The organism is Streptomyces sp. NBC_01232 (assembly GCF_035989885.1).
Classification (GTDB): Bacteria; Actinomycetota; Actinomycetes; order Streptomycetales; family Streptomycetaceae; genus Streptomyces.
Genome location: NZ_CP108518.1, coordinates 6,545,245 through 6,572,008, shown reverse-complemented (window position 1 = coordinate 6,572,008; position 26,764 = coordinate 6,545,245). Strand labels below are relative to the sequence as shown.

At 71.2% G+C, this 26,764-nt stretch carries 21 protein-coding genes; 12 read left to right on the top strand and 9 right to left on the bottom strand.

Annotation, left to right across the window (positions count from 1 at the left end):
* Positions 1-204 precede the first annotated feature (204 nt).
* Positions 205-3,321: a DNRLRE domain-containing protein gene (locus OG444_RS30305; protein WP_327265175.1), complete on the top strand. Its 3,117-nt coding sequence runs from the start codon at positions 205-207 to the stop codon at positions 3,319-3,321.
* Positions 3,322-3,491: 170 nt separating this feature from the next.
* Entirely contained in the window at positions 3,492-4,229 is a 738-nt protein-coding gene (locus tag OG444_RS30300) for an SDR family oxidoreductase (RefSeq protein ID WP_327265174.1), read from the top strand.
* A 382-nt stretch (positions 4,230-4,611) separates the two neighbouring features.
* Here the strand turns inward: OG444_RS30300 and alc are convergent, their stop codons facing one another.
* Entirely contained in the window at positions 4,612-5,730 is a 1,119-nt protein-coding gene (alc, locus tag OG444_RS30295) for an allantoicase (protein ID WP_327265173.1), read from the bottom strand.
* A gap of 3 nt (positions 5,731-5,733) precedes the next feature.
* Entirely contained in the window at positions 5,734-7,068 is a 1,335-nt protein-coding gene (gene allB, locus OG444_RS30290) for an allantoinase AllB (RefSeq protein ID WP_442810786.1), read from the bottom strand.
* Between the two features lie 336 nt (positions 7,069-7,404).
* On the opposite strand from allB, the gene OG444_RS30285 reads away from it, so the two are divergent.
* Positions 7,405-8,208 carry an IclR family transcriptional regulator gene (locus OG444_RS30285; RefSeq protein ID WP_327265171.1) on the top strand — a complete coding sequence of 268 codons (804 nt, stop codon included), beginning with the start codon at positions 7,405-7,407 and terminating at the stop codon, positions 8,206-8,208.
* A gap of 118 nt (positions 8,209-8,326) precedes the next feature.
* Here the strand turns inward: OG444_RS30285 and OG444_RS30280 are convergent, their stop codons facing one another.
* Both OG444_RS30280 and OG444_RS30275 read right to left on the bottom strand, forming a co-directional pair.
* Positions 8,327-9,019: an ABC transporter ATP-binding protein gene (locus OG444_RS30280; RefSeq protein ID WP_327265170.1), complete on the bottom strand. Its 693-nt coding sequence runs from the start codon at positions 9,017-9,019 to the stop codon at positions 8,327-8,329.
* Complete coding sequence (locus OG444_RS30275) at positions 9,016-10,101, bottom strand: ABC transporter permease (protein WP_327265169.1); 1,086 nt, start codon at positions 10,099-10,101, stop codon at positions 9,016-9,018. The genes OG444_RS30280 and OG444_RS30275 overlap by 4 nt, the downstream gene beginning before the upstream one ends.
* Before the next feature lie 134 nt (positions 10,102-10,235).
* Here OG444_RS30275 and OG444_RS30270 point away from each other — a divergent pair, with 134 nt between their 5' ends.
* The 4 genes from OG444_RS30270 (at position 10,236) to OG444_RS30255 (ending at position 14,382) form a co-directional block, all read left to right on the top strand.
* The gene (locus OG444_RS30270) at positions 10,236-11,546 is read left to right on the top strand and encodes a sensor histidine kinase (protein WP_327265168.1); all 1,311 of its coding nucleotides are present in this window, start codon (positions 10,236-10,238) and stop codon (positions 11,544-11,546) included.
* On the top strand, positions 11,543-12,172 hold the full coding sequence (locus OG444_RS30265) for a response regulator transcription factor (RefSeq protein WP_327265167.1): 630 nt from the start codon (positions 11,543-11,545) through the stop codon (positions 12,170-12,172). The genes OG444_RS30270 and OG444_RS30265 overlap by 4 nt, the downstream gene beginning before the upstream one ends.
* 129 nt (positions 12,173-12,301) lie before the next feature.
* Entirely contained in the window at positions 12,302-13,966 is a 1,665-nt protein-coding gene (locus OG444_RS30260) for a LuxR C-terminal-related transcriptional regulator (RefSeq protein WP_327265166.1), read from the top strand.
* A gap of 116 nt (positions 13,967-14,082) precedes the next feature.
* The gene (locus OG444_RS30255; protein WP_327265165.1) at positions 14,083-14,382 is read left to right on the top strand and encodes a hypothetical protein; all 300 of its coding nucleotides are present in this window, start codon (positions 14,083-14,085) and stop codon (positions 14,380-14,382) included.
* Positions 14,383-14,413: 31 nt separating this feature from the next.
* Here OG444_RS30255 and yczR read toward each other — a convergent pair whose 3' ends face one another.
* Positions 14,414-15,901, bottom strand: coding sequence for a MocR-like transcription factor YczR (gene yczR, locus OG444_RS30250; protein WP_327265164.1), 1,488 nt, complete (start codon positions 15,899-15,901; stop codon positions 14,414-14,416).
* Positions 15,902-16,192: 291 nt separating this feature from the next.
* Between yczR and OG444_RS30245 the strand changes: the two genes are divergently transcribed.
* The 4 genes from OG444_RS30245 (at position 16,193) to OG444_RS30230 (ending at position 20,780) form a co-directional block, all read left to right on the top strand.
* Positions 16,193-16,804, top strand: coding sequence for a nucleotidyltransferase family protein (locus OG444_RS30245; RefSeq protein ID WP_327265163.1), 612 nt, complete (start codon positions 16,193-16,195; stop codon positions 16,802-16,804).
* Positions 16,805-17,056: 252 nt separating this feature from the next.
* Positions 17,057-18,676, top strand: coding sequence for a malate synthase A (gene aceB, locus OG444_RS30240; RefSeq protein WP_327265162.1), 1,620 nt, complete (start codon positions 17,057-17,059; stop codon positions 18,674-18,676).
* Positions 18,677-18,953: 277 nt separating this feature from the next.
* Entirely contained in the window at positions 18,954-20,144 is a 1,191-nt protein-coding gene (locus tag OG444_RS30235; RefSeq protein ID WP_405791144.1) for a GDSL-type esterase/lipase family protein, read from the top strand.
* Between the two features lie 177 nt (positions 20,145-20,321).
* The gene (locus OG444_RS30230; RefSeq protein WP_327265160.1) at positions 20,322-20,780 is read left to right on the top strand and encodes an SRPBCC family protein; all 459 of its coding nucleotides are present in this window, start codon (positions 20,322-20,324) and stop codon (positions 20,778-20,780) included.
* A 61-nt stretch (positions 20,781-20,841) separates the two neighbouring features.
* Here OG444_RS30230 and OG444_RS30225 read toward each other — a convergent pair whose 3' ends face one another.
* A complete protein-coding gene (locus OG444_RS30225; protein ID WP_327265159.1) occupies positions 20,842-21,231 on the bottom strand; it encodes a VOC family protein in 390 nt (129 codons plus the stop codon).
* 128 nt (positions 21,232-21,359) lie between these two features.
* Between OG444_RS30225 and OG444_RS30220 the strand changes: the two genes are divergently transcribed.
* Positions 21,360-22,328, top strand: coding sequence for an MTH938/NDUFAF3 family protein (locus tag OG444_RS30220; protein WP_327265158.1), 969 nt, complete (start codon positions 21,360-21,362; stop codon positions 22,326-22,328).
* A gap of 140 nt (positions 22,329-22,468) precedes the next feature.
* Here the strand turns inward: OG444_RS30220 and OG444_RS30215 are convergent, their stop codons facing one another.
* From OG444_RS30215 to pucL, 3 genes are all read right to left on the bottom strand, one after another.
* Positions 22,469-23,860, bottom strand: coding sequence for a nucleobase:cation symporter-2 family protein (locus tag OG444_RS30215; RefSeq protein ID WP_327266976.1), 1,392 nt, complete (start codon positions 23,858-23,860; stop codon positions 22,469-22,471).
* A gap of 385 nt (positions 23,861-24,245) precedes the next feature.
* Positions 24,246-25,649, bottom strand: coding sequence for an 8-oxoguanine deaminase (locus OG444_RS30210; protein ID WP_327265157.1), 1,404 nt, complete (start codon positions 25,647-25,649; stop codon positions 24,246-24,248).
* A gap of 190 nt (positions 25,650-25,839) precedes the next feature.
* A complete protein-coding gene (pucL, locus tag OG444_RS30205; protein ID WP_031149253.1) occupies positions 25,840-26,763 on the bottom strand; it encodes a factor-independent urate hydroxylase in 924 nt (307 codons plus the stop codon).
* Position 26,764 lies beyond the last annotated feature (1 nt).

Below are 26,764 nucleotides of genomic sequence, written 5' to 3'. Positions count from 1 at the left end.
GCCGTTGAGGTTGTTCAGGCCAAGGTCCCAAATCATTCAGTGAGTGCCGAGGGCTGCCATGTCGGGCGCCCGAGGGGGGAGAAGTACGTCGTGTCTGTCAGTGATTCCGCGGGCGAAAGTCCGCCAACGGGCGCCGGGGCAGCAGAAGTCCCCGCACCTGCGCGTCGGTGGTACAGGCGCCGGCGTGCCCTGGGGGGTCTGGCCGTGCTGCTGGCCACCGCCGTCGCGGTGCCGGTCGGTGTACAGGTGATCGGCGACGGGAAGTCGCACAACCGACCTGACAAGGATGCTCCGGTCGACGAACCGCAGGCGCGGCGACTGGCCCAGAAGAGCGGCAAAGAGGTTGAGGTCACCGCCGCGCGCAGCGCCAACACCACGACATGGGCGCAGCCTGACGGGTCGTTCCGCAAGCAGATCTTCAGTTCGGCCTTCCGCGCCAACGTGGACGGGCGGTGGAAGCCGATCGACACCGGTCTGGAGCGGGTGGAAGGCGGCTACGCGGCCAAGGCGGTCAACGGTCGTGTCTTCTTCAGTGGGGGATCGAAGGAGCAGGCAGGCGGCGAAGAGCGCGCTTCGCGTGGCGTGACCCGGGTGTCGCTGCGACAGGACGCACCCGGCCAAGTGTGGACTGAGCTGGTCCGGTTGAACACCGGCAGCCACGACATGACCGTCAGCTGGCCCGGTGCCCTACCCGCGCCCGTCATCGACGGCCCGCGCGCCCTGTACGAGAACGTCCGCCCCGGGATCGACCTGGTGATGACCGCGCAGGACGGCGGCTACTCGCACCTGCTGGTCGTCAAGGACAAGCAGGCTGCGGCCGATCCACTGCTGGGACAGCTGAAGTACCGTCTGAGCAGCCTCGACATGACCTTCCACCTTGATGACGAGTCGGATGCGCTGAGCGCCCGTGACGCCAAGGGCGAAGAGATCGCGGGCTCCCCGACCCCGATGATGTGGGACTCCAGCGGCAAGGTCACCACGACCGACAACGAGCCGGCCTGGAAGCCGACCGCGGTCGCGAAGCAGCACCCGACGCTGGCCCTATCCGGCCTGGCCGGGGCGGAAGGCGCGCGTCTGAGGCCCGTCGCGGCGGCGCTCGCTGACAACGCGCTGTCCCTCACCCCGGACAATGCGCTGCTCAATGCTCCGGAGACGGTATATCCGGTTTTCATCGACCCCTCGTTCAAGGGTCACAAGCACGCTTGGACCCTTCTTTACAAGACGGCAGGAAATTCAAGCTTCTACAACGGGCAGAACTACAACGCGAGCGGCACGCACGAAGCCCGCGTCGGATACGAGTCCACCTCTGGCGGAACATCTCGCTCCATATTCAACTTCGACTTCGGCAGCCAGCTCCACGGCTCCGAAATAGTCTCGGCCAGCGTCCGGGCATTGCAGACGTATTCGTGGTCCTGCGACCAGAAGCCGACGGATATCTACTCGACTCCGTACATCACGTCGTCGAGCACGTGGAACAACACGACCGGATTCTGGACGAGGAAGGTCGCGACCGAGCGTGCCGGCTACGGCTACAACAGCTCGTGCCCCGACAACTGGATCGCACCCGACATCAAGGGCCTTGTCGCCGAAGCCGCCAACAGCGGCTGGGGGGCGCTGTCCCTGGGGTTCGCCGCCCCGAACGAGTCGGACTCGTACTACTGGAAGAAGTTCATCGCCAACGGCGAGACCGCGCCGTACATCGAGGTCGTCTACAACAACCGTCCCGACATCCCCGTCGCGGCGAACATGCAGACCATCCCCGGCGGGCCGTGCCAGACCAGCGGCTCCGGTACCGCCATCGGCAAAACAAACGTGACCTTCCAGGTCAAGGGCTCCGACCGCGACGACCGGCCCGATCAGCAGAACCTCGACCGGGTCCAGATCGAGGTGTGGCCGGCCGCCGGCGGGGGGCCCGTCTTCGACCAGTGGCTGCCGGCCAACATCGATGGCGTCGTCAGCGCCGAGGTACCCCTGGACACCTTTACCGATGGCCAGACGTACTACTGGCTCTCCCGCACCACGGACAAGGACGGCGCGTGGTCGGGCGGCAGCGGGCCGCTCAACTCCGGAAGCAGCGGATGGTGCACCTTCACCGTCAGCCACACCGTCCCGCCCAACCCCGCCGTCTCCTCCGCCGCCTTTCCCCCGCAGGGCGACAACTTCACCGAGTGGAGCACCGAGCCCGCCAGCACGCCCGGGCAGACCTTCACCGTCAAGGGCAACGGCGCCAAGGCGGAGGACATCCACGAGTACCAGTGGAGCCTGAACCGGCCCTACTTCGACCAGAAGGCCACGCCCAAGGCGGGTAGCGACGAGGCCGTCGTCCCGCTCCAGGTGGACACCTCCGGTCCGAACGTCCTCTACGTCCGCACCGTCAGCAAGTCCGGCAACATCTCCAACCAGAGCGTCTACGGGTTCCTCGTCAAGCCGAGGGCCGGCCAGGACAAGCCCGGCGATGTCACCGGAGACGGCAACCCCGACCTCCTGGCCATCGACAAGGACGGCAACCTGCGCACCTACGCGGGAGACAGCGTCGGCGACACCGACGCCTACATCCCCGGCGCGGTCGAGAACGGCCAGCCCGTGGCTCCCGGGTACTGGAAGGATCCGGCCACCGGCCAGTCCGCGCTCATCGGTCACGCCACCGACTGGTACCCCGGAGACGGCCTCACGGACCTGATCGCACGGATGCCCGACGGCAAGCTCTACATCTACCCCGGCACCGGCACCGGCCAGTTCGACGTCGGCCGCCGCATGCCGATGCAGATGCCGCTCAGCGCACCCGACCCGTCCGTCTTCCGGCAGCTCGTCGTCACCGAGGACATCGACGGCGACGGCCTGGGCGACCTGTTCGCCCTGGACGCCGACGGCTTCTGGGTGTTCTCCGGTTACACCGGCTCCAGCTTCGCCTCCTACAAGAGGATGGCCACCGGCTGGGCAGGCCGCGACATCGTCGGTGTCCGGGACGTCTCCGGGGACAAGGTCCCGGACCTGATCTTCCGGGACAACACCAACGCCAACCGCGGCCTGGCCCTGCGCAAGGGCAAGCCGGGCGTCAACGGCGGCGTCGACCTCACGTCCCTGGAGTCCAAGGCGAACTCCGAGGGCGCCGAGGACCACACCTACGCCACCACCGGCTGGGGCAGGGCCGCCTACCCCAAGGTCCTCGGCACCCCCGATGCCAACGGTGACGGCATCCCCGACATCTGGGCCGTCGGGACCAACGAGAACCAATGGATCTTCCAAGGTGGAACCAGCACCATCGGGAGCCCCATGGGTCGTGACGAGGACGGCTGGAACACCTTCCTAACCATCGGATAGCCAGGAGAAACAGCGGTAACCACGGGCGCCCTGCCGGGAGATCACTCCTGGCGGGGCGCTTCCGCGTTCCCCCTCCCCCGCGTGGAAACGCCAGGTCGGATTCCTGCCAGCGGTGTTGATCCCGCGGAGATTTGATTGAAACAGCAACTAATCGATGCGGGAGGAACGACATGGACAGCAGCAGCACCGTGGCGCTGGTGACCGGTGGGAGCAGGGGGATCGGGGCGGCCGTCGCGTTGCGGCTCGCCGAGGACGGGGTGGACGTCGCGATCACCTACGTCAGCGACGCGGAGGCCGCGGCCGAGGTCGTCGGGAAGGTCGAGGCGCTCGGTCGGCGGGCCGTCGCACTGCGGGCCGATGCGGGGGACGCCGCTCAGGCCGCGAACGCCGTCGGGGAGACCGTACGGCGCTTCGGGCGGCTCGACGTGCTGGTCAACAATGCCGGCGTGGGCCTGATCCGGCCGCTGGAGGAGCTGGCTCCGGCCGACGTGGAGCGCGTGCTCGCGGTCAACTTGCGCGGGGTGTTCCACACGACCCGGGCAGCGGCCGCGCACCTCGGCCCCGGCGGGCGGATCATCACCATCGGCAGCTGCATGACCCAGCGCGTGCCGGGGCCGGGCGGAGCGCTCTACACGATGAGCAAGTCGGCGCTGATCGGGTTGAACAGGGCCCTCGCCCGGGAGTTGGGCGGGCGCGGGATCACGGTGAACATCGTCCACCCCGGGCCCGTGGACACGGACATGAACCCGGCGGACGGACCGTACGCGGGGGCGCAGGCCACGATGACCGCGCTCGGGCGGTTCGGTGCGCCGCGGGAGGTGGCGGCCGTGGTGTCCTTCCTCGCGGGCGAGGAGGCCTCGTACGTGACGGGCGCGGAGCTCGCCGTCGACGGCGGGCACGCCGCGTAGCCCTCGGGCCGGGCGTGCGTAGCCCTCGGGCCGGGCGTGCGGGCGGATTCCGGGGCCGCGCGCCCCGACGGGCGGGGTGCGGGTGCGTCGGCACGAGGTCGCGCGCCCCGGCGGGCGGGCGCGGGAGCGCCGGCACGAGGCCGCGCGCCCCGACGGGCGGGGTGCGGGGTGTGGGCACGAGGCCCCGCGCCCCGGCGGGCGGGCGCGGGAGCGCTGGCACGAGGCCGCGCGCCCCGGCGGGCGGGTGCGGGCTGTGGGCACGGGGCTCCGCCCCGGACCCCGCGCCTCAAACGCCGGCGGGGCTGGAACCGGGGCTGAAACGGCACAGCCCGCCCCGGGGGTGTCGGCCCCCGGGGCGGGCTGTGCGTCGGCCACGGCCGGATCAGCCGCCCAGCTCCTGGTGACGGGCGGTCAGCGCCGCCGCGCCGCCCTCCGTCAGCGAGCCGTACAGGCGAAGGCGGGAGAAGCCGCCGTCCGGGAAGATGTCGATCCGCACGTGCGTGCCGACCGCCGGGGCGTCCAGGACGAACCGGTGGTTGGTGTCGGGCTGCAGGCGGGTGCGCGGCAGGAACTCCGTCCACTCGCCCTCCTCGCCCGTCTTGACCGACAGCGAGGCCCAGCCGGCCGAGTTGCCCTTGAGGTACGCCGTGTCGATCTCGACGGCGCGGATCTCGGACTCGGCGACGAGCTGGTAGCGGATCCAGTCGTTGCCGTTGTCGCGGCGGCGCGCGGTCTCCCAGCCGTCGTCCATCTTGCGCGAGCGGCCCGGGTTGATGGTGTTGGTCGGCGGGGAGTAGAAGCGGTTGGAGGCGTCCTGGACGGAGCCGCCGTTCTCCAGGGCCGCCACGTCGAAGGAGCCGAGCGCGTCGAGCCACTTCGGGTCGGGCAGGACCTCGCCGTGGACGCGCAGGCGGGCGATGCCGCCGTCGGGGTGCTGGTTGACGCGCAGGTGGGTGAAGCGCTGCGGGGCGTCCACCTCGAAGCCGTTGGCCGCGTGGCCGCCGACCGCCGTGCGGGGCACGATGGTCGTCCACTTCACGTCGTCGCCCTGGAGCTCCTGCGGGGTCGGCGCGAGGGCGCCGGCCCAGTTGGTGGCCTCGATGGAGACGGCCTGCGGCATGTTGCCGCGGAAGTGGGCGGTGTCGACGACGATGCCGCGGATGACGCCGGGGGCGCCCAGGCGTACGAGCGCCCAGTCGTGGTCCTCGGCGGTCGGCCAGGGCTGGGTGGCGGAGACGCCGCGGCGGCGGCGGGTCTCCCAGCCGTCCATGACCTTGCCCTTGTGGCCGAAGTCCTCGGGGTCGAAGTGCGCGGCCTCGGAGATCAGCAGGTTCTCGCGCTGCGCGAAGAACTCGTCGTTGGCGGCGATGACACCGGCGCCCAGCTCACGGGCGGCGAGGTTCGCGTACTGGGTGAAGGGGAAGTCCGCAGTGCGGTAGTCCGCGTACGGGTCGCCGCCTCCGTACGGGTTCGCGTTACCGGTGAAGGATTCAATCGCCACTGGTCAGTTCTGCCTTTCGAGGAGGAGGCCCGTGGGCTCGGTCGGGGTGCCGTGGTCGGCGATCTGCGTGCCGCGCAGCCAGGTGGACTTCACGACGCCGTGCAGGGTCTTGCCCGCGTACGCCGTGACCCGGTTGCGGTGGTGGAGTTCGGCCGGATCCACAGTGAACGTTTCTTCGGGGGCGAGGACGGCGAAGTCGGCGTCGCGGCCGGCCTCGATCGCGCCCTTCTGCGCCAGCCCTGCGAGGGCGGCCGGGGCGGCGGACATCCAGCGGACGACGTCCTCCAGGGTCCGGCCGCGGCGGCGCGCCTCGGTCCAGATGGCCGGCAGGCCCAGCTGGAGGGAGGAGATGCCGCCCCATGCGGTGGAGAAGTCGCTGGTCTTCAGGTCCGCGGTGGAGGGCGAGTGGTCGGAGACGATGCAGTCGATCGTGCCGTCGGCGAGCGCGTCCCACAGGAGGTCCTGGTTGGCCGCCTCGCGGATGGGCGGGCAGCACTTGAACTCGCTGGCCCCGTCGGGCACTTCCTCGGCCGTGAGGGTGAGGTAGTGCGGGCAGGACTCGACGGTGATCCGTACGCCCTCGGCCTTGGCGGCGGCGATCAGCGGCAGCGCGTCGGAGGAGGACAGGTGCAGTACGTGGACGCGCGCGTTCAGCCGCTTCGCCTGGGCGATCAGGTTGCCGATCGCGGTGTTCTCGGCGTCGCGCGGACGGGAGGCGAGGAAGTCGGCGTACTTGGGGCCCGGGACGACGGGGGCCGCGTCCAGGTGGTGCGGGTCCTCGGCGTGCACGATCAGCAGGCCGCCGAAGCCGGTGATCTCGGCCAGCGAGGTGGCCAGCTGCTCCTGGTCGAGCTCGGGGAACTCGTCCACGCCCGAGGGCGACAGGAAGCACTTGAAGCCGTAGACACCGGCGTCGTGCAGCGGCGCCAGGTCCTTGACGTTGTCCGGCAGCGCGCCGCCCCAGAAGCCGACGTCCACGTGCGCCTTGGCCCGGGCGACCTCCTGCTTGACGCGCAGGTTGTCGGTCGTGGTGGTGGGCGGGAGGGAGTTCAGCGGCATGTCGAGGATCGTGGTGATGCCGCCGGCGGCCGCGGCGCGGGTGGCCGTCCAGAAGCCTTCCCACTCGGTGCGGCCCGGGTCGTTCACGTGGACGTGGGTGTCGACCAGGCCGGGGAGCAGGACGTCGTCGCCGAAGTCCTCCAGCCGGGCTCCGGCCGGTACCTCGGCCTCGAACGCCAGCACGGCCGTGATCTTCCCGCCGGCGACGGCGACCGAAGCGGCGCGCGTCCCCTCGGGGGTGATGACGCGCGTCGAGCGCAGTACCAGTTCCACAGCCACGTCGGCCACCGGAACCTCCCCATCTACTTCCACAGAGCGAAATTCAACGTTCTGTTGACGGAGTCTTCCCGCCGATCCGCAACCAGTCAAGAGCGCCCGGACGGACCACTGACACACCAGGACCGCAATTGGATGTTTCCACAGGATGGAATTAAGATTTCGCTATACAGAATGTAGCTACCACCACCGGGGTGCGGGCGGATAACTTCCCGAGGACGTCCGCCACCAGGACAAACCCTCTCTGACCGGCGGCGACGACCCCGACCCAGCACTGGGGCCGACGCCGACCGCCGGGTAGGCTGCTCCCTTGCCTGCCAGCACCGAAAGGACCGCGCCGTGCCGACGTCCAGCGCCAGCACCACCGACGCTTCCTCAAAGACCCCCGCCGCCAGCGGTGGCGTCCAGTCCCTTGAGCGCGCCTTCGACCTGCTCGAACGTATGGCCGACGCCGGGGGCGAGGTCGGCCTCAGCGAGCTCTCCGCCGCCAGCGGTCTGCCTCTGCCCACGATCCACCGCCTGATGCGCACGCTGGTGGCGTGCGGATACGTACGCCAGCAGCCCAACCGACGGTACTCCCTCGGCCCCCGACTGATCCGCCTCGGCGAGTCCGCGTCGCGCCTGCTGGGTACCTGGGCCCGCCCCTACCTCGCCCGTCTGGTCGAGGAGACCGGCGAGACGGCGAACATGGCCCTCCTCGACGGGGACGAGATCGTCTACGTCGCCCAGGTGCCGTCCAAGCACTCCATGCGCATGTTCACCGAGGTCGGCCGCCGTGTGCTGCCGCACTCCACCGGCGTGGGCAAGGCGCTCCTGGCCCACACCCCGGCCGACGAGGTACGGGCCCTGCTGGCCCGCACCGGCATGCCCGCGGCGACCGAGAAGACCATCACCACGCCCGAGGGCTTCCTCGACGCGCTGGAGAAGGTCCGCAAGTCGGGCTACGCGGTCGACGACAACGAGCAGGAGATAGGAGTTCGCTGCCTCGCCGTGTCGGTGCCGAACTCGCCGACCGCCGCCGCGATCTCCATCTCGGGTCCGGCGGGCCGCGTCACGGAGGCCGTGGCCGAGTCCTTCGTGCCGATCCTGCAGGGCGTGGCCGCCGAGCTCTCGGTGGCGCTGGCCAACCAGAACCCCGCGTAGGCCGTACGAAGGCCCCGGCGGTCCCTCGCTCCGAGGGGCCGCCGGGGCCTTCGCGTATGCGGTTCAGGGCGCCGGGCCCTCGCCTGCGCCCTTCGGCCGGGGCCTTTCCGTACCCCGCTCAGGGTGCCGGGGCCGGCTCCGGGCTCAGCGTCAGGCCGCCGTCCGCCATCGTCGCCGTACGGTCCATCCGCTCCAGGTGGGCGTGGTCGTGCGTGACCAGCACCGTGGCGGTGGAGCGCTCCCGGGTCAGGGTGACCAGCAGGTCGAGCACGGCCGCGCCGCGCTCGTGGTCGAGCGCGCTGGTCGGCTCGTCGACCAGCAGCACCGAGGGCTCGTTCATCAGGGCGCGGGCTATGTTGATCCGCTGCCGCTGGCCGCCGGAGAGCTGGTGGGGGCGCTTGTCGGCCTTGTCGGCCAGCCCCACGGCGTCCAGCAGCTCCAGCGCCCGCCGGCGCACCGCACGCGCGGGGCGTCCGGAGAGGTGCGCCATGACCTGGAGCTGTTCGGCGGCGGTCAGCGAGGCCAGCAGGTTCGGCTGCTGGAAGACGATGCCTATCCTCTCGCGGCGCAGGGCCGACTTCTCGGCGGGGCCGAGGTCCGTGGTGTCCTGGCCCGCGACGACCACCCGGCCGGAATCCGGGGTGACGAGGGTGGCGGCCACCGCGAGCAGGCTGGACTTGCCGGAGCCGGAGGGTCCGATCACCGCCGTAAGCGTTCCTGCGGGGACCTCCAGGCGGACCGAGTCGAGGGCGGTGAGCCGGCTCTCGCCGTCGGGGTAGGTGAGCGTGACGTCGTGCACGAGGAGGGTCATCGGGCGCTCCCGAGGGCGGTCAGCGGGTCGACGGCGGTGATCCGCCGGATGGAGAGGGCGGCGCCCAGCGCGCCGAGCAGGATCATGACCGCGGCGGGCACGAGCACCGTGGCGGCGTCGAGGACGAAGGGCACCGGGCCACCGCTGATCAGTACGCCGAAGCCGGCCGCGAGGGCGGTGCCCAGCCCGGTGCCGATGGCGAGCATCACGACGGCTTGGCCGAGGGCGTCCTTCAGCAGGTACGGGGTGGAGGCACCCAGTGCCTTCAGGACGGCGATGTCCCCGCTGCGCTGGATCGTCCACACCGTGAAGAAGGCCCCTATGACCAGGGCGGAGATGGCGAAGAGGAAGCCGCGCATCAGCTGGAGCGAGCCGTTCTCGGCCTGGTACGAGCCGATGGCGCCCAGGGCCTCGTCGACGCTCTGGGCCTTGGTCGTGGCGGCCTTGTCCGCGGCGGCGAGGTCCACTGCGCCGCCGGAGACGGCGACGACGGTGGCGAGGGTTTCGATGGAGGTGCCGGGGTTCCCGACGCGCTGCCAGTCGTTGAGGTCCATCCAGACGACCGGGGTGTGGCTGTAGGCGGCGGTTCCGGACACCCCCGCCACGGTGAGTTCGAGCGGGCCGATCTTGAGCTTGGCGCCGGTGGTCAGGCCGCCCAGCTCCTTCGCGGCCTTCTCGGTGAGGACCACCTGCCCCTGGGTGAGGCCGGCGTCGCGCGGTGCGAGTCCCCCGGCGGACTCCACGCCGAAGACCGAGACCGCGGCGGTCCGCTCACCGGAGACGGCGTTGGTGGTGCGGATGCCGAGCGGCTCCGCCGTCTTCACCCCGGGCTGCTGCCGCCAGGCCAGCCAGGCGGGCTCGGGCACCTGGCTGTTGGTGAAGGACACCTTCTGGTCCCCGGTGGGAGCGGCGAAGGCCAGGTGGGTTGCGGGCAGGCCGGTGATGGCCGAGATGTTCTCCCGGGCCAGGCCGGAGGTGAGCCCGGACAGCAGGCCGACCAGCAGCGTGATGAGCAGGACGACCGAACCCATGAGGGCGAAGCGGCCCTTGGCGAACCGTAGATCTCTCCATGCGACGAACATGTTCCCCACCTTGGTCTTCCGCGTGGACACAAGGCATCGCGCCACAGTAGTGATCCTCGTATCGAAGGGTGCGCCCGGACATCAAACTTTCGGTTGACCGGGGCGGGTCCGCCCCCACTTACGCTGGTCGGGACATGACTCCTCCCGTTTCCTCTCCTCCCGTTTCCTCCCTTCCCCCCGTCACGCGCGCCCTGACCCCCGTGTCGAAGGTGCTGCGGCTGTGCCTGCACGCCCTGCTCCTGGGACTGCTGGCGCTCGCCGCCGGGCGGGCGGTCACCGACTCCGCGCCCCGGGCCGGCTGGGTGCTCGCCGCCTGCGCGGTGATGGCCGCCGTCTACGCGTGCGGCGTACGGGTCCCCGCCGTGCACAGCTCGCCGCGCGCCGGGGCGCTGTGGCTGGCCGGGCTCGGCGCGGCCTGGGCCGCGCTGCTCGTGGTCTCCCCCGACGGGCTGTGGATCGCCTTCCCGCTGTACTTCCTGGAGCTGCACCTGCTGCGGCTGCGCTGGGGGGTCGCGGCCGTGGCGCTGACCGCCTGCGCGGCCATCGGCGGGTTCCTGGCCCACAGCAGCGCGGTGACGCCCGGGGCCTTCCTCGGGCCGCTGCTGGGCGGGGCGGTGGCGGTGGCGACCGTACTGGGCTACCAGGCGCTGTACCGCGAGAGCGAGCGCCGCCGGGAGCTGATCGAGGAGCTGATCACGACCCGGGCCGAGCTGGCCGCCGCCGAGCGGAGCGCCGGAATCCTGGCCGAGCGGGAGCGGCTGGCCCGGGAGATCCACGACACCCTCGCCCAGGGTCTGTCCTCCATCCAGCTGCTGCTGAGGGCCGCCGAGCGCGCGCTGCCGCAGGAGGCTCCGGCGCTGGAACACATCGCCCGGGCCCGGGAGGCCGCCCAGGAGAACCTCGCCGAGGCGCGGCGGTTCGTACGGGCCCTCACCCCGCCCGACCTGGAGCACGGTTCCCTCGCGGCCGCCCTGGAACGGCTGTGCGCGGGCGTCCCCGGGCCGCGCGTGCGGTTCTCGCTGACCGGCAGCCCGCGGGTGCTGCCCACCCCGTACGAGGTGGCCCTGCTGCGGATCGCGCAGTCGGCGCTGGCCAATGTGGTGCGGCACGCCCGGGCCGGGCGCGCTGAGATCACCCTGACGTTCATGGACGCCTCGGTCACCCTCGACATCGTCGACGACGGGCACGGCTTCGATCCCTCCTCGACGCCGCCGGGTTCCCCGGGCACCGGCGACGGCGGCTTCGGGCTGCCCGCCATGCGCGCGCGGGCGGAGACCCTGGGCGGGCTGTTCACCGTGGAGTCCGGTCCCGGCCAGGGCACGGCTGTGGCCGTCACCCTCCCGCTGCCGCTGGAACACCTGGAACCCGCGGAACACTCACATCGGGCGGAACACGCAGAATCCGCGGATCACACGGACCGCACGGACCCGGTGGAGGCCCTGTGACCATCCGTCTCCTGCTCGCCGACGACCACCCGGTGGTCCGGGCCGGGCTGCGCGCGGTACTGGACACCGAACCGGACTTCGCGGTGGTCGCCGAGGCCGCGACCGCCGAGCGGGCGGTGGAGCTGGCCGCGGGCGAGCCGGTGGACGTGGTGCTCATGGACCTCCAGTTCGGCCCCGGCATGCACGGTTCCGAGGCGACGGCCCTGATCACCGCCCGCCCGGGGGCGCCCCGGGTGCTGGTGCTGACCACGTACGACACGGACGCGGACATCCTGGCGGCGGTGGAGGCGGGCGCGTCCGGCTACCTGCTCAAGGACGCCCCGCCGGAGGAGCTGGCGGCGGCCGTACGGACGGCAGCCGCGGGCCAGTCGGCGCTGGCCCCGGCAGTGGCGCTGCGCCTCATGGACCGGATGCGCACTCCCGCGGAGGCGCTGACGAAGCGGGAGCTGGAGGTGCTGCAGCTGGTCGCGGACGGCCTGTCGAACCAGCAGATCTCCAAGAAGCTCTTCCTCAGCCAGGCCACGGTCAAGTCCCACCTGGTGCACGTCTACGCCAAGCTGGGCGTCGACTCCCGCACCTCGGCGGTCGCGGCGGCCGCCACCCGCCGCCTGATCCGCACCCCGTAGGGGGGGCCGGGCCCCGTTCGGGGGCACCGGGCGGCGCGTGGCGGGCACGGCCCGGGGCGGGTGCGGCGGTGACACGCCCCGGACGCGTCGACCCGCGGCGGTGTGCGGCAGCGGGTCGATACTCGCCTCGTGGACACCGACTCCGATCTCGTCCGAGGCCGTGCGTGCTACGCCACCGAGGCCTGGCTCGACGCCTTCGAAGGTCTGAGCGCCGCGGACGCGGCCGCACCGCTGGGTGCCTGCGACCTGGAGCTGCTGGCCAGGTCCGCCTACATGCTCGGCCTCGACGACGCGTACGTGACCGGGCTGGAGCGCGCCCACGCGCTGTGGCTGGACGCGGGCGAGGTGCCCCGCGCCGTCCGCTGCGCGGTGTGGATCGGCCACAGCATGCTGTTCCGGGGCCACGGTGCCCGGGCGAGCGGCTGGTTCTCCCTCGGCGAGCGCCTCCTGAAGGCCGACGGGCGGGACTGCGTCGAACGCGGGTACCTCCTCATCCCCGTGTGGCTGGGCCAGATGGGCGGTGGTGACTGGCGGTCCGGCCTCGCGACGGCGGCCGAGGGCACCGAGATCGGCGAGCGGTTCCAGGACGCGGACCTGATGTGGCTGGCACGTCACGAGCAGGGCCGGGCCCTGGTGAACCTGGGCCGCGTGCACGAGGGGCTGCGCCTGGTGGACGAGACGCTCGTGGTCGTCGAGTCCGGTGCCCTGTCGCCGATCGTCCGCGGCATCGTCTACTGCAACACCATCGCCTTCTGCCGCGACCTGTTCGACCTGGGTCATGAGCGCGAGTGGACGGAGGCTCTGACGCAGTGGTGCGAGGGGCGGCCGCAGATGGTCGCGCACAACGGTCTGTGCCTGGTGCACCGGGCCGAAGTGCTGCAGTACGGCGGCGCCTGGCCGGAGGCGCTCGACGCGGCCCGCCGGGCCTGCGAGCACTTCGCGCAGGGTGTGCTGAACCAGATCGCTCGCGGCCAGGCGTTCTACCGGCAGGGCGAGATCCACCGGCTGCAGGGCCGGCCGGCCGAGGCCGGGGTCGCCTATCGGGAGGCCGGCCGCAGCGGTTTCGAGCCGCAGCCCGGGTTCGCCCTGCTGCGGCTCGCCGAGGGCCATCAGGAGGCAGCGGCGGCGACGATCCGCCGTGCCGTCTCCGAGCACACGAGGGAGCCGGAGCGGGCGGTCCTCCTCCCTGCCTACGTCGAGATCATGCTGGCCGGGGCGCACCCCGACGTCGACGGCGCGGCCGAGGCGGCGCACCAGCTCCGGGCGATCGCGGAGCAACGGGGCAGCGACGTGCTCCTCGCGACCGCGGCGTACAGCCGTGCCCGCGTCGCGTGGGCGAAGGGCGATGCCGGCGCCGCCCTGACGGCGGGGCGGCAGGCGTGGCACGCGTGGCTGGAACTCGGGGCGCCGTACGAAGCCGCCCGGGCGCGCGTCCTGGTGGCACTCGCCTGCCGCTCGCTCGGGGACGAGGACACGTCCGCCCTGGAGCTGCAGGCGGCGCGCGAGGTGTTCGCCGGGCTCGGAGCCGGGCCCGATGTCGCCCACGTCGATTCCCTCGCGCGCGGCGGGCCGGCCCCGGACACCCACGGGCTGTCGGCCCGCGAGCTCGAAGTGCTCCGCCAGGTGGCCGGCGGTGCGAGCAACCGTCAGATCGCCGCCGTCCTGGTGATCAGCGAGCACACCGTCGCCCGGCACCTGCAGAACATCTTCGGCAAGCTGGGCGTCTCCTCGCGGACGGCGGCGAGCACCTTCGCGTGGGAGCACGGCCTCGTCCGGGGCGCTGGTCAGGAATGACCATCCCGCCCGCGACGGATTGGTGCATCGCAGCGATGCGGCGCCCGCCCCGGCCCCCCTAGCGTCGAATCGTCCGAGCGGTACGCCGCAGCACGCCACCGAAGGAGGAGGACACCATGTACGTCGTGGTCCAGCACCGGATCCTGAATCCGGAAACCGCCTTTCCCCGCGGCCAGGCCCTCATGAGCGGCACCGGGGCGCCCGACGGCACCCGGGTGCTGCAGTTCTACCCGCAGGTCGAGGGGGCGGCCGTGACCTGCCTCTACGAGACGAGGTCCGTCGGGGACGTCCGGCACTTCGTCGACACGACCCTCGGGGACTCGAGCGTCAACGTCTGCTACGAGGTCGACTCGGAGCAGGCGTTCGCCGACCGTCCACTCGGTCTGAAGCCGTCGCCGGCCCCCGTCACCCGGTAGGAGGTGTCCGGCCGGGCCCGTTCCCTTCCCGCTACGCCACCCAGTGCGGGCGGTCCACCGCCGGCTGCAGCGGTACCCCGTCGTGGAAGGCGCTCGCGAGGCGGCGGATGCCCTCGTCGAGACGGTCGGCGGGGAGCGTGTACGGGATGCGCAGGCGGTGTTCGAAGGTGCCCGGGTCCACCCCGAAGCGCGCGCCGCGGCCGATGTGCACACCGGCCGCGGCGGCCCGCTCGGCCAGCGCGGAACTGACCGGCTCCCCGAGGTCGACCCAGAGCGAGAGCCCGCCCGGCGGGACCTGCCAGGACCACTCGGGGGTGTACCGCTGGAGCGCCCGCACCAGGGCCTCGCGCCGGCTCCGCAGCTGCGCCAGCCGTGCGGGCAGGGCCCGGTCCATGTCGTCCAGCAGGGGGAGCGCGACCAGCTGGTCGAGCACCGATCCGGTCATGTCGGCCGAGACCCGTACGGCCGTCAGCTCCGTGATCAGCTTCGCGCCGGCCCGGATCCACCCCACGCGCAGCCCGCCCCAGTGCGTCTTGCTCAGCGAGCCGATGGTGATCACGTGGTCCGCGCCGCCCCGCGGGGCGAGGGAGGCCAGCGGCGACGGTGCGGGCACGTCCAGCGCGATGTCGGCGATCGTCTCGTCGACCACCAGCCAGGTCCCGGTGGCCCGGGTCGCCGCGAGCAGCCGCAGCCGCTGCTCCGGCGGCATCAGTGCGCCCGTCGGGTTCTGGAAGTCGGGGATCACGTACGCCAGTCTCGGCACGGTCTGGCGCAGCGTGGACTCGGCTATCTCCATGTCCCAGCCGGCGTCGGAGACGGCGATGGCTCCGGTGCGCAGCCGTGCGTGGCGCAGGGCGTCGAGGGCGTTGGCGTAGGTCGGGTTCTCGGTCACGACCCGGTCCCCGGCCCGGCAGAGCAGGCTGACGACCAGTGCGAAGGCCTGCTGGGCCCCGGCCGTGACCAGGATCTGCTCGGGGCGCGTGGGCAGTCCGCGCCGGGTGAACCGGTCGGCGATCGCGCTGCGGAGGTCGGGCAGGCCGAAGGGGTGGTAGCCGGGGGTGCGGGCGAGCTGCGGGAGCCGGGGCGCGGCCCACGCGAAGGCCTCGGCGAGGCTGCCCTCCGGGGCGCCCATGGCTGCGATGGCGAGGTCGACGCCGGGGTCCCCGTCGGCGCTGTGGCCGCCGGCGCCGAGGAGGGCGTGGGCCCCGACCGGGCGGTGTCCGTCGGGGAGCTCGGTCCAGGTGCCGGAGCCGCGGCGGCTGCGGACGTAGCCGCTCTCGCGCAGCAGGTCGTAGGCGCCGGTGACGGTGGCGCGGCTGGCACCGACGGCCTCGGCGAGTTCGCGCTCGGCGGGCAGCCGGACGTGAAGGGCGACGCGGCCGTCGAGGATCAGGGTGCGGACGGCGTCGGCGAGCGCCCGGTAGCCGGGGCGGGCCAGCACGTCGGCGGGCAGCAGCGCCGCGAGCTGGCGGCTGCCGATGGTTCTGTCCGCGCTCTGGACCACTCGCCCGTTTGCCATGCCAACCTCCCCTGATTGGCTCTGACGGCCAGGCCAATCGAGGACCAGACTCGCTGTATTGGCCCTCGATTGGCAAGGAGACACGGGAATGCTGACCGACCGTGACGAACGTGCGCTGCTGGCCGCCACCGAGAACCGGATCACCCGTCCGCTGCGGATCCGGGCCGCGCTGTCCTCCGTAGGGCGCACCCTGGCACGGCGCACGCCGGCACGGCCGGCCCTGACGCGGCGGACACCGGGAGAGCCGCACGGACGGCCGCAAGATCGCGCACAGGAGCGAGAATCGGTGGCATGTCATCCCACACACACTCCGATCCGCCCCTGATCGCGGGCCTGCTCCTGGCGGCCGGCGGCGGCCGCCGGCTCGGCGGGCGGCCCAAGGCCCTGCTCCCCTACCGCGGCCGCCCGCTGGTCGAGAACGCCGTACGCGTGCTGCGCGAGGCGGGCTGCGGTCCGGTGCACGTGGTGCTCGGCGCCTCGGCGGCCGAGGTCCGCGAGCGCGCCGACCTGACCGGCTGCGTGGTCGTGGACAACCCGGACTGGGCGGAGGGCATGGGCTCCTCGCTGCGGGTCGGCCTGACCTCCCTCGCCGGTACGGGGGCGGACGCGGCCCTGGTCTCCCTGGTGGACCAGCCGGGCATCGGCCCGCGGGCCGTGGCCCGGGTGCTGGAGGCGTACCGGTCCCCCACCAGCCTGGTGGCGGCGGCGTACGACGGGGAGCGCGGCCACCCCGTGCTGTTCGGGGCGGACCGCTGGGCCGACATCGCGCGAACGGCGACCGGCGACAAGGGCGCGCGGGTGCATCTTGCGCGACATGCCGGAGAGCTCATGCTGGTGGAGTGCTCGGACATCGCGGAGGCCTTCGACATCGACACGCCGCCCGACCTGGTGCGACTCCTCTGAGCACGGCGTGACGGCAATGGCACTCAGGGCCACCGGCAAGCGGAATCTGTCGACTCGGAGAATCTCGACATCAACAAACCATTGAACTTCCACCATGAGGAAATTACTATCCACTGGTCAGAAGCGCCCTGAACCCACAGACGGCGCCCGCGACCGTATCCCGGAACTCTCCACACCCGACGGCACTGCGTGCCGTCTCGCGCGAGCATTCCCCCGCGGCCGCCAGGCACCGCCGCTGAAGGAGTGACAGATATGTCCGCACCAGCGCCGTCCCCGCTGGCCATCGTCGACGCCGAGCCCCTGCCCCGGCAGGACGAAGTCCTCGCCGAAGCGGCCCTCGCCTTCGTGGCCGAGCTCCACCGGCGGTTCGCCCCCCGCCGCGCCGAGCTCCTCGCCCGCCGCGGTGAGCGCCGTGCCGAGATCGCCCGGACCTCCACCCTCGACTTCCTCCCGGACACCGCACAGGTCCGCGAGGGCGACTGGAAGGTGGCGCCGGCACCGGCCGCGCTGAACGACCGTCGTGTGGAGATCACCGGTCCGACGGACCGCAAGATGACCATCAACGCCCTGAACTCGGGCGCCAAGGTCTGGCTCGCCGACTTCGAGGACGCCTCCGCTCCCACCTGGGAGAACGTCGTCCTCGGCCAGCTCAACCTCATCGACGCCTACGAGCGTCGCATCGACTTCACCGACCCCCGCTCGGGCAAGGCCTACGCGCTGAAGCCCGCCGCCGAGCTCGCGACCGTCGTCATGCGGCCGCGCGGCTGGCACCTGGAGGAGCGCCACCTGCGGTTCGAGGGCGGCCCCGCCTCCGGCTCGCTCGTGGACTTCGGCCTGTACTTCTTCCATAACGCCAAGCGTCTGATCGACCTCGGCAAGGGCCCGTACTTCTACCTGCCGAAGACGGAGTCGCACCTGGAGGCCCGCCTCTGGAACGACATCTTCGTCTTCTCCCAGGACTACGTCGGCATCCCGCAGGGCACGGTCCGCGCGACCGTCCTCATCGAGACGATCACCGCCGCGTACGAGATGGAGGAGATCCTCTACGAGCTGCGCGACCACGCGGCGGGCCTGAACGCGGGCCGCTGGGACTACCTCTTCTCCATCGTGAAGAACTTCCGCGACGGCGGCGAGAAGTTCGTCCTGCCGGACCGCAACGCGGTGACGATGACCGCCCCGTTCATGCGGGCGTACACCGAACTGCTGGTCCGCACCTGCCACAAGCGCGGCGCGCACGCCATCGGCGGCATGGCGGCCTTCATCCCGTCCCGCAAGGACGCCGAGGTCAACAAGGTCGCGTTCGAGAAGGTCAAGGCCGACAAGGACCGCGAGGCGGGCGACGGCTTCGACGGCTCCTGGGTCGCCCACCCCGACCTGGTCCCGATCGCGATGGCCTCGTTCGACGCGGTGCTCGGCGAGAAGCCGAACCAGAAGGACCGCCTGCGCGAGGACGTCTCGGTGGCCGCGGGCGAGCTCATCGCGATCGACTCCCTGGACGCGCGGCCGACGTACGAGGGCCTGCGCAACGCGGTCCAGGTCGGCATCCGCTACATCGAGGCGTGGCTGCGCGGCCTCGGCGCCGTCGGCATCTTCGGCCTGATGGAGGACGCGGCCACCGCCGAGATCTCGCGCTCGCAGATCTGGCAGTGGATCAATGCGGGTGTCGTGTTCGAGAACGGTGAGACGGCCACGGCCGAGCTGACCCGCAAGATCGCGGCCGAGGAACTGGCCGCCATCCGCGCCGAGGTCGGCGAGGAGGCCTTCGCGTCCGGCAAGTGGAACCAGGCCCACGACCTTCTCCTGCAGGTCTCCCTGGACGCGGACTACGCGGACTTCCTCACCCTCCCCGCCTACGACCAGCTGGTCGGCTAGTACCCGGATTCGACTGGAACGCACAGCAGTCGAAGCCTGCCGGCTCCGCCCCCGTCGCCTCACGGCCCGGGGGCGGAGTCGTTTGCGTTCCACAACAGGAGGAACGGGATCCCGAACGACCGGTCGGTCGTTACTGGTTCGTAACTTGCCTGTACCTAGCGGTAACAAGAGGGCCCGTGTCACCTTTCCGATGCCACCGGCCGGCGGTACCCCCACTTCCCAGCCACGCGACGCAGTCGTCGCCGACTTCGGCGTGGCCGAACGCAGGAGTTCCGCAGTGATCGGATTCCGCAACGTCAGCAAGGACCGGGACCGCAGTCGGGTGCGACGGCTGGCCGGGGCCGGATTGGTCGTGCCGCTCACCGTCAGCGCGCTGCTGGCCGGCGGAGCCGGGACCTCGGCCGCCAGCCCCGGGACCGGTCCCACCGCCGTGGTGTCCATGGGCGACAGCTACATCTCCGGCGAGGGCGGCCGCTGGAAGGGCAACAGCCTGACCAACAGCGGAAGCCGCAACGGGACCGACCGGGGCTGGGTCAGCGGCAGCACCTACGACCCCGGCAAGGTCTACGGGGCCACCGCAGGCGGCTGTCACCGGTCCGACTCGGCCGAGGTGCGCAGCGCCGGCGCGATCGCGGACGTCGCCGTGAACCTGGCCTGCTCCGGGGCGGTCTCGGACAACGTGTTCCGCGCCTCCAACGGCGGCGTCTCCTTCAAGGGCGAGGCCCCGCAGGCCGATCAGCTCGCCGCGGTGGCCGCGAGCCACAATGTCAAGATCATCGCGCTGTCCATCGGCGGCAACGACCTCGGCTTCGCCGACATCATCAAGGACTGCGCGCTCGACTTCGTCATCTGGAACTCCTACTGCTACGACAACCAGCAGTACGGCGTCGACCAGAAGATCGACGCGGTCATGGGCAAGGTGGGCAAGTCCGTGGACGAGATCCGGGCCGTGATGCGCGCCGCCGGGTACGCCGACTCCTCGTACCGGATCGTGCTGCAGTCCTACCCGTCGCCGATCCCGCGCAGCGCCGAGAACCGGTACACGCAGAGCGACTGGAGCCGGCTCAACACGGGCGGATGCCCCTTCTGGAACCGGGACTCCGACTGGGCGCGGGACTCGCTGGTGCCGCAGATCGCGAACCGGATCAAGGGTGTCGCGGCGGACAGGGGCGTGCAGTTCCTGGACCTGCGGGACATGATGCAGGGCCGTGAGGTGTGCGCGAAGGCGAGCAAGCAGGTGAGCTCCACGGTGCCGGCCTCGGCGAAGACGAGCGAGTGGGCGCGCTGGATCGACAACAACGAGTCGCAGGGGCTGATCCAGGAGTCCATGCACCCGAACCACTACGGTCAGCTGGCCGCGGGGCGCTGCCTGGCCCTGGTCGTCGCCCAGCCCGCGAGCTCCGGCTTCAGCTGCAAGAACACCGCGGGCGGGGACCAGACGGGCATGTTCCTGACCCCGGCCTCCTAGGTCCCGTGTGCGGGCCCACCGGGCGGGGCGGCGCCCGGTGGAGCCCCCCTCCAGGGGCCCGTTCGGGTCAGTGGGACTGCGCGAACGGCCCTTCGCCGCGAGTCTGGGAGTGAGGGACAGGGCGACGGACCGCGGGCCCGACGCGGCGCGCCGCATCCGTGAAGGAGCGTGATCGGCGTGGCCCGCAACCGCCGCCTGATCCTGAGCACGCCGGCCGAGGTCTGGCACTTGCTGTCGGAGGGCCACCGCTACGGCGAGTGGGTCACGGGAACCCAAGCGGTCCTCGCCGCGGATCCGCACTGGCCGGACGTGGGGGCCCGTCTGAAGGTCCGGGTCGGCTCCGGCCCCCTCACCCTCGACGACACGTGCGTCGTCCGCAGGTGCGAACCGGAGCGCCGCCTGGAACTGGAGGCACGGGCGGAGCCCTTCGGCGCGGCACGCATCGCCATGCGCCTGGACCCCTGGGGCGAGAACACCCTCTTCACCCTCGACTGGCACCCCCTGCGGGGACCCGGCACCCGGATGCACGGACTCCCCGTGGACTACATCGTCGCCATCCGCAACGGCATGATGCTGACGAAGCTCGCGAGGATCGCGGTACGCGAGCACGCCGGCGCGCGGGCGCCCCGGGGGTGACGCGTCACCGGCTCCTGCGACCGGGCGTGCGGGTCAGCGGGTCGGTGAGCGGGTCAGCAGGTCAGCCGGCGGAGCCCGTCAGAACCGACAGGATGTTGCCCGCCGGGTCCTTGAACCAGGCGATGGTGGGCATGCCGTCCTCGCCGTGCACGATGCCCTTGGCGTCGGCCTCGAAGCCCTCGTAGCGCTCGAACGCGACACCGCGGGCGGTGAGCTCGTCGACGGCCCGTTCCACGTCGTCCACGGGGAAGTTCAAGATCGTGTAGGTCGCGGGCCGGTAGTCCTCCTTCGGGTAGACCATGACCGTGGTGTCGCCAGCGAGGTCCAGGCGCAGCAGGCCCATCCCCTCGTCCCGCGAAACGCTCAGGCCGAGGGTCGTGCCGTAGAACTCCGCGGCCCTGTCCAGGTCGTCGACCGCGAATCCGCTGAATGCCCTGCTGTTTTCGAACATGGCTCTTCCTCCGGTCCGGGGCACCCCGCTTCCCATGGTCCCTCCGGGGCGGCCGGGCGGCGATTCCGCAGGCCGACGCCCCGGAAAACGGGGTGATCGGCGCACGGGGTGCTGGCATGCTCGGGCACATGGCAGCCCGCAGCGCACGTCCCAGCCTCTACCTATCCGTCGACATCGAGGCCGACGGACCCATTCCCGGACCGTATTCGATGATCAGCTTCGGAGCCTCGGTCGCGGGCCGGCAGGACGGCGCCTCGTACACCGCCGCCGATCCGGAACAGCAGACCTTCTACCGGGAATTGCGGCCCATCAGCGAGGAGTTCGTGCCCGAGGCGCTGGCCGTGAGCGGGCTGGACCGCGACCGGCTGGTGCGGGAGGGCGCCGACCCGGCGGTGGCCATGGCCGAGTTCCGCGCCTGGGTACGGCAGGTGTCCGCGGGGGCTCAGCCGGTGATGTGCGGCTACCCCGCCTCCTTCGACTGGACCTTCCTGTACTGGTACTTGATCCGGTTCGGCGGCGACAGCCCCTTCGGCCACTCCGGCTGCCTCGACATGAAGACCCTCTACGCGACGAAGGCGCGGGTGCCGCTGCGGGCGGCCGTGAAGGGCCGGATGCCGCGCGCCCTGCTGTCGCGGCGCCGCCACACGCACCACGCCCTGGACGACGCGATCGAACAGGCCGAGCTGATGAGCAACTTGATGCTGTGGGCTCCCCCGGTGCCCGCCCCCCAGGCGGAGCGGTCGCCGCGCATCACGCACGTCTCGTGGGGCCGGATCGAGGCCGAAGGGCTCGCGCCCGGCAAGGACTTCAAGCTCTACCCGGGCGGTGGCCGCGCCTGGGACTGGTCCGAGCACGGGACGCGGCACGATCCCGGCATCGCGCCGCCCGAGGTGCGCGAGCTCCTCGGTCTCGGGGTGACGGCCGTGGTGCTCAGCCAGGGCATGGAAAAGCGCCTGGGGGTCGTTCCCGAGACGCTGGAGGTGCTCCGGGCGGCCGGGGTCGAGGTGCACGTGGCGCAGACGACGGCGGCCGTGGAGGTCTACAACCGGCTGGCCGCCACCGAGCGGGTCGCCGGCCTCTTCCATTCGACCTGCTGACCTGCTGACCTGCTGACCCCCGGTGCCTGCCGGATCTGCCGGCCTCGCTGCCCGCCCGGGAGCGCACGCGGCGGCGCGCACGCCACACCCGCAGTGGGTGGCGTGCGCGCCGCCGTGCTCGCCCGGGCAGGATCCGGGGGTCAGTGCACCGGTACCGGGTCCGCCGCGGCCCCCGAGGCCGCGCCCTTCCTGGCGCCGAGGTGGTTGAAGGCCAGGTTCAGCAGGATGGCCACCACGCAGCCGGTGCTGATGCCGGAGTCGAGTACGACCAGCAGGTCCTTCGGGAAGGCGTGGTAGAACTCCGGCGCGGCGATCGGGATCAGGCCGATGCCCACGGAGGCGGCGACGATCAGGGCGTTCTCGCCCTTCTCCATGGCCGCCCCGGCCAGGGTCTGGATGCCGCTGGCCGCGACCGAGCCGAAGAGGACGATGCCGGCACCGCCGAGGACCGGCAGCGGGACGACTCCGATGACGGAGGCGGCCATCGGGCACAGCCCCAGCAGGATGAGGATGCCGCCGCCCGCGGCGACGACGAAGCGGCTGCGCACCTTGGTCATGGCGACCAGCCCGATGTTCTGGGCGAAGGCGCTGCACATGAACCCGTTGAACAGTGGGCTGATCGCGCTGCCGAGGGTGTCGGCGCGCAGGCCGCCCTCGATGGTCTTCGCATCCGCCGGACGGCCGACGATCTTGCCCAGCGCCAGGATGTCGGCGGTGGACTCGGTCATGCAGACCAGCATGACGATGCACATCGAGATGATGGCGGCGACCTGGAACTGCGGGGCGCCGAAGTGGAAGGGGGTCGGGAAGCCGATCACCGACGCGTTCCTGACGGCGTCGAAGCTGGTCATGCCGAGCGGCAGGGCGATGAGCGTGCCCGCGACCAGGCCGAGCAGGATGGATATCTGCTGGAGGAAGCCGCGCAGGAACTTGCGCATCAGCAGGACGATGACCAGGGTCGCGGCGGCCATGCCGATGTTCCGCATGGAGCCGTAGTCGGTGGCGGTGCTGTTGCCGCCCTGCGACCAGTTGAAGGCCACCGGCAGGAGCGAGACGCCGATGAGGGTGATGACCGTGCCCGTGACGACCGGCGGGAAGAAGCGGACGAGCTTGCCGAAGTAGGGGGCGGCGAAGAAGCCGACGACCCCGGCGACGATGATCGCGCCGAAGATGATGGGGATGGCGCCCGCCCCCTCCCCCTTGCCGATGGCGATCATCGGGGTCACTCCGGCGAAGGAGACGCCGTTGACGAAGGGGAGTTTGGCGCCGATCTTCCAGAACCCGAGGGTCTGGAGGAGCGTGGCGAGGCCGGCGGTGAAGAGCGAGGCGCCCATCAGGAAGGCGGTCTCGGTGGCGGAGAGGCCGACGGCCGGGCCGACGATCATGGGCGGGGCCACGACACCCGCGTACATGGCGGCCACGTGCTGGAGACCGCTCGTGAACATTTTCAGGGGAGGCAGGGTCTCGTCGACCGGATGCTTCTCCTCCGGTACTGCGACTGCATCTTTGCGAAACCTGGGCGCCTGGGCCACGGCTTCCTCCGTTCGGTTGAACACGTCGGCAGGGACGTGGTGTCTTGGAGGTGGTGCGAAAGCGGTGCGAGTCGAGCCTGTATGCAGTTGTGGGTGGTGCGCATGCTTGTCCCAAGGGGTGCAGAAACGATTCGCCCGATCATCGATTCCGCGCTGCGGTCCAGTCCTGGGCCCCGGCCGGACCCGGAAGGGGAGCCGGAGTGAAGGCTGGAGGTGCCGCGGCAATGGCGCGCTGCGCACGCCGTAGGGCAGGTGTCACGAGTCACCGCCCCCGGGGGCGCCTTCGGATTTCCTCAGGCGCGTCCCGGGAACGGCTGCCCACGGACCCCGCTCGGGTCCGCGGCTGCCGGCCGGGGGCCGTCCCCCCCGGCCGGACTCCGTGGGATCAGGCCTGCGCGGAGATCCGCGCGAGGCGCTGGGCCTCTTCCCGGGTGGACACGGCGATGGCGTCCTCGTCGGCGAAGAGGAGGCGGTTGTTCTCGACGATCTGCTTGCCGTTGACGAACGACGCGGTGACCGGAGCCGCCGCACCGAAGACCAGCGCGGTGACCGGGTCGGCGATCGAGGAGTGCAGGAAGGTGTTCAGGTTCCACAGCACCAGGTCGGCGCACTTGCCGACCTCCAGCGAACCGATGTTGTCGGCGCGGCCGAGGACCTGCGCGCCGCCGTACGTACCGAGGCGCAGGGCCTGGCGCGCGTTCAGGGCTCGCTCGCGGTGGACCGGGTTCAGACGGTTGATCAGCAGCGCGTTGCGCAGCTCGGTGTGCAGCTCACCGGACTCGTTGGAGGCGGTGCCGTCCACGCCGAGGCCGACCGGGACACCGGCGGCGAGCATGTCCGGGACGCGGGCGATACCGGCGGCCAGACGGGCGTTGGAGGACGGGCAGTGCGCGACACCGGTCTTGGTGCGGGCGAACGCGGCGATGTCGGAGTCGTTCATGTGGACGCTGTGCGCCATCCACACGTCCTCGCCGAGCCAGCCGGTCGACTCGAAGTAGTCGGTCGGGCCCATGCCGAACAGTTCCTTGCAGAACTGCTCTTCCTCGACGGTCTCGGAGCCGTGCGTGTGCATGCGCACGCCCAGCCGGCGGGCCAGCTCGGCGCCCTGCTTCAGCAGCTCGGTGGAGACCGAGAAGGGGGAGCACGGGGCGACGGCGACCTGGGTCATCGAGTCGAAGGAGGCGTCGTGGAACTTCTTGACGGTCGCCTCGGTGTCGGCGAGCGCACCCTCGAGGGTCTCCACCGCGTGGTCCGGCGGCAGGCCGCCGTCCTTCTCGCTGCGGTCCATGGAGCCGCGGGCGAGGGTGAAGCGGACGCCCATCTCGGAGGCGGCGCGGATGATCGAGCCGGAGAGGTCGCCGGAGCCCTTGGGGAAGACGTAGTGGTGGTCCATCGCGGTGGTGACGCCACCCTTGGCCATCGCGGCGAGGGAGCCCTGCGCGGCCGTGTACGTCATCTGCTCGTCGATGCGCGCCCACGTCGGGTACAGCGCGACCAGCCAGTTGAAGAGGTTGTGGTCGGTGGCCAGACCACGCGTGATCCACTGGTAGAAGTGGTGGTGCGTGTTGACCAGGCCGGGGGTCACGAGGTGCCCGGTGCCGTCGATGCGGCGAACCACGTTCTCGAGGTTCTCGGGGGCCTTGCCCGCGCCGATGAACTCGATCCTGTTGCCGGCGATTACCACGTGACCCGAGGCGTACTCGGTGTCGTTCGTGTCGACGGTCGCGATCGCACAGTTCTCGATGACGATGCGCTCGACCGCGCTGTCAAGGGCTGCCGATGCTGCCATGGGACTTCCTCGTGCTTTCAGTGGCGGTGGGGGCACGGCAAGGCCCGGGAATTTGAGTGCCGGAGCCGGGGGCCTTGACAGCTGACAGTACTGCCGCCCCGCGTGATACGTCCGGGTGCCGATTCAGGAAGCTGGAGAGTGTCGCGCGGTCCCGGGGCCACTGCGGAGCCCCGGGACGCGCGTGCCGTGATCAGAGGTTGGTCATGTCCACGGGGATGCGGGCGTCCACACCGTCCCGGAGCACAGTGGCCTCGATCAGACCGTAGGGACGGTCCGCGGCGAAGTACACCTCGTTGTCGTTCTTGAGGCCGAAGGGCTCCAGGTCGACGAGGAAGTGGTGCTTGTTCGGGAGCGAGAAGCGGACCTCGTCGATCTCCGAACGGTGGTTGATGATGCGCGAACCCATCTGGTACAGGGTCTGCTGGAGCGACAGGGAGTAGGTCTCCGCGAAGGCCTGCAGCATGTGCTTGCGGGTCTCGGCGTAGGACTTCTCCCAGTTGGGCATCCGCTGCTCGTCGTCCGACCAGTTGAAGCGCCAGCGAGCCGACACCTGGGTGGCCAGGATGCGGTCGTAGGCCTCCTTCAGCGTCGTGTACTTGTCCTTCACGTAACCCCAGAACTCGGAGTTCGTGGAGTTCATGACGACGAGGTCCTTGAGGCCGGAGATGACCTCCCAGTTCTTGCCGTCGTACGTGATCTGGGTGACGCGGGTCTCCATGCCCTCACGGACGAAGGAGTGGTTCACCTCGTCGGAGCCGATGAACTTGGAGTTGGCGTCCGAGGTGGCGATCCGGGACCAGGAGTACTCCTCGATCCGGATGCGCGCCTTCTGGATCGGCTCCTGGCTGTTCACGAACCAGCGCGCCAGGTGGATGCCGAACTGCTCGGCGGACTCGATGCCGTACTCCTTGGCGAACGCGTACACCGTGTTCTTGGTGGTGTCCGTCGGCAGGACGTTGGCGTTCGAGCCGGAGTAGTGGACGTCGTCCATGTCGCCGGAGAGGGCGACCGAGACGTTCAGGTCCTTGATGTGGTGCGTGTCGCCGTCCCGCGTGATCTTGACGACGCGGTTCTCTGCTTTGCCGTACTGGTTCTGGCCCAGAATCGTGGCCATG

Coding starts and splice junctions, on each gene's coding strand:
- OG444_RS30300 (WP_327265174.1), top strand. CDS start 3,492: ATGGACAGCAGCAGCACCGTGGCGCTGGTGACCGGTGGGAGCAGGGGG.
- OG444_RS30280 (WP_327265170.1), bottom strand. CDS start 9,019: ATGACCCTCCTCGTGCACGACGTCACGCTCACCTACCCCGACGGCGAG.
- OG444_RS30275 (WP_327265169.1), bottom strand. CDS start 10,101: ATGTTCGTCGCATGGAGAGATCTACGGTTCGCCAAGGGCCGCTTCGCC.
- OG444_RS30270 (WP_327265168.1), top strand. CDS start 10,236: ATGACTCCTCCCGTTTCCTCTCCTCCCGTTTCCTCCCTTCCCCCCGTC.
- OG444_RS30255 (WP_327265165.1), top strand. CDS start 14,083: ATGTACGTCGTGGTCCAGCACCGGATCCTGAATCCGGAAACCGCCTTT.
- yczR (WP_327265164.1), bottom strand. CDS start 15,901: ATGGCAAACGGGCGAGTGGTCCAGAGCGCGGACAGAACCATCGGCAGC.
- OG444_RS30245 (WP_327265163.1), top strand. CDS start 16,193: ATGTCATCCCACACACACTCCGATCCGCCCCTGATCGCGGGCCTGCTC.
- aceB (WP_327265162.1), top strand. CDS start 17,057: ATGTCCGCACCAGCGCCGTCCCCGCTGGCCATCGTCGACGCCGAGCCC.
- OG444_RS30225 (WP_327265159.1), bottom strand. CDS start 21,231: ATGTTCGAAAACAGCAGGGCATTCAGCGGATTCGCGGTCGACGACCTG.
- OG444_RS30220 (WP_327265158.1), top strand. CDS start 21,360: ATGGCAGCCCGCAGCGCACGTCCCAGCCTCTACCTATCCGTCGACATC.
- OG444_RS30210 (WP_327265157.1), bottom strand. CDS start 25,649: ATGGCAGCATCGGCAGCCCTTGACAGCGCGGTCGAGCGCATCGTCATC.
- pucL (WP_031149253.1), bottom strand. CDS start 26,763: ATGGCCACGATTCTGGGCCAGAACCAGTACGGCAAAGCAGAGAACCGC.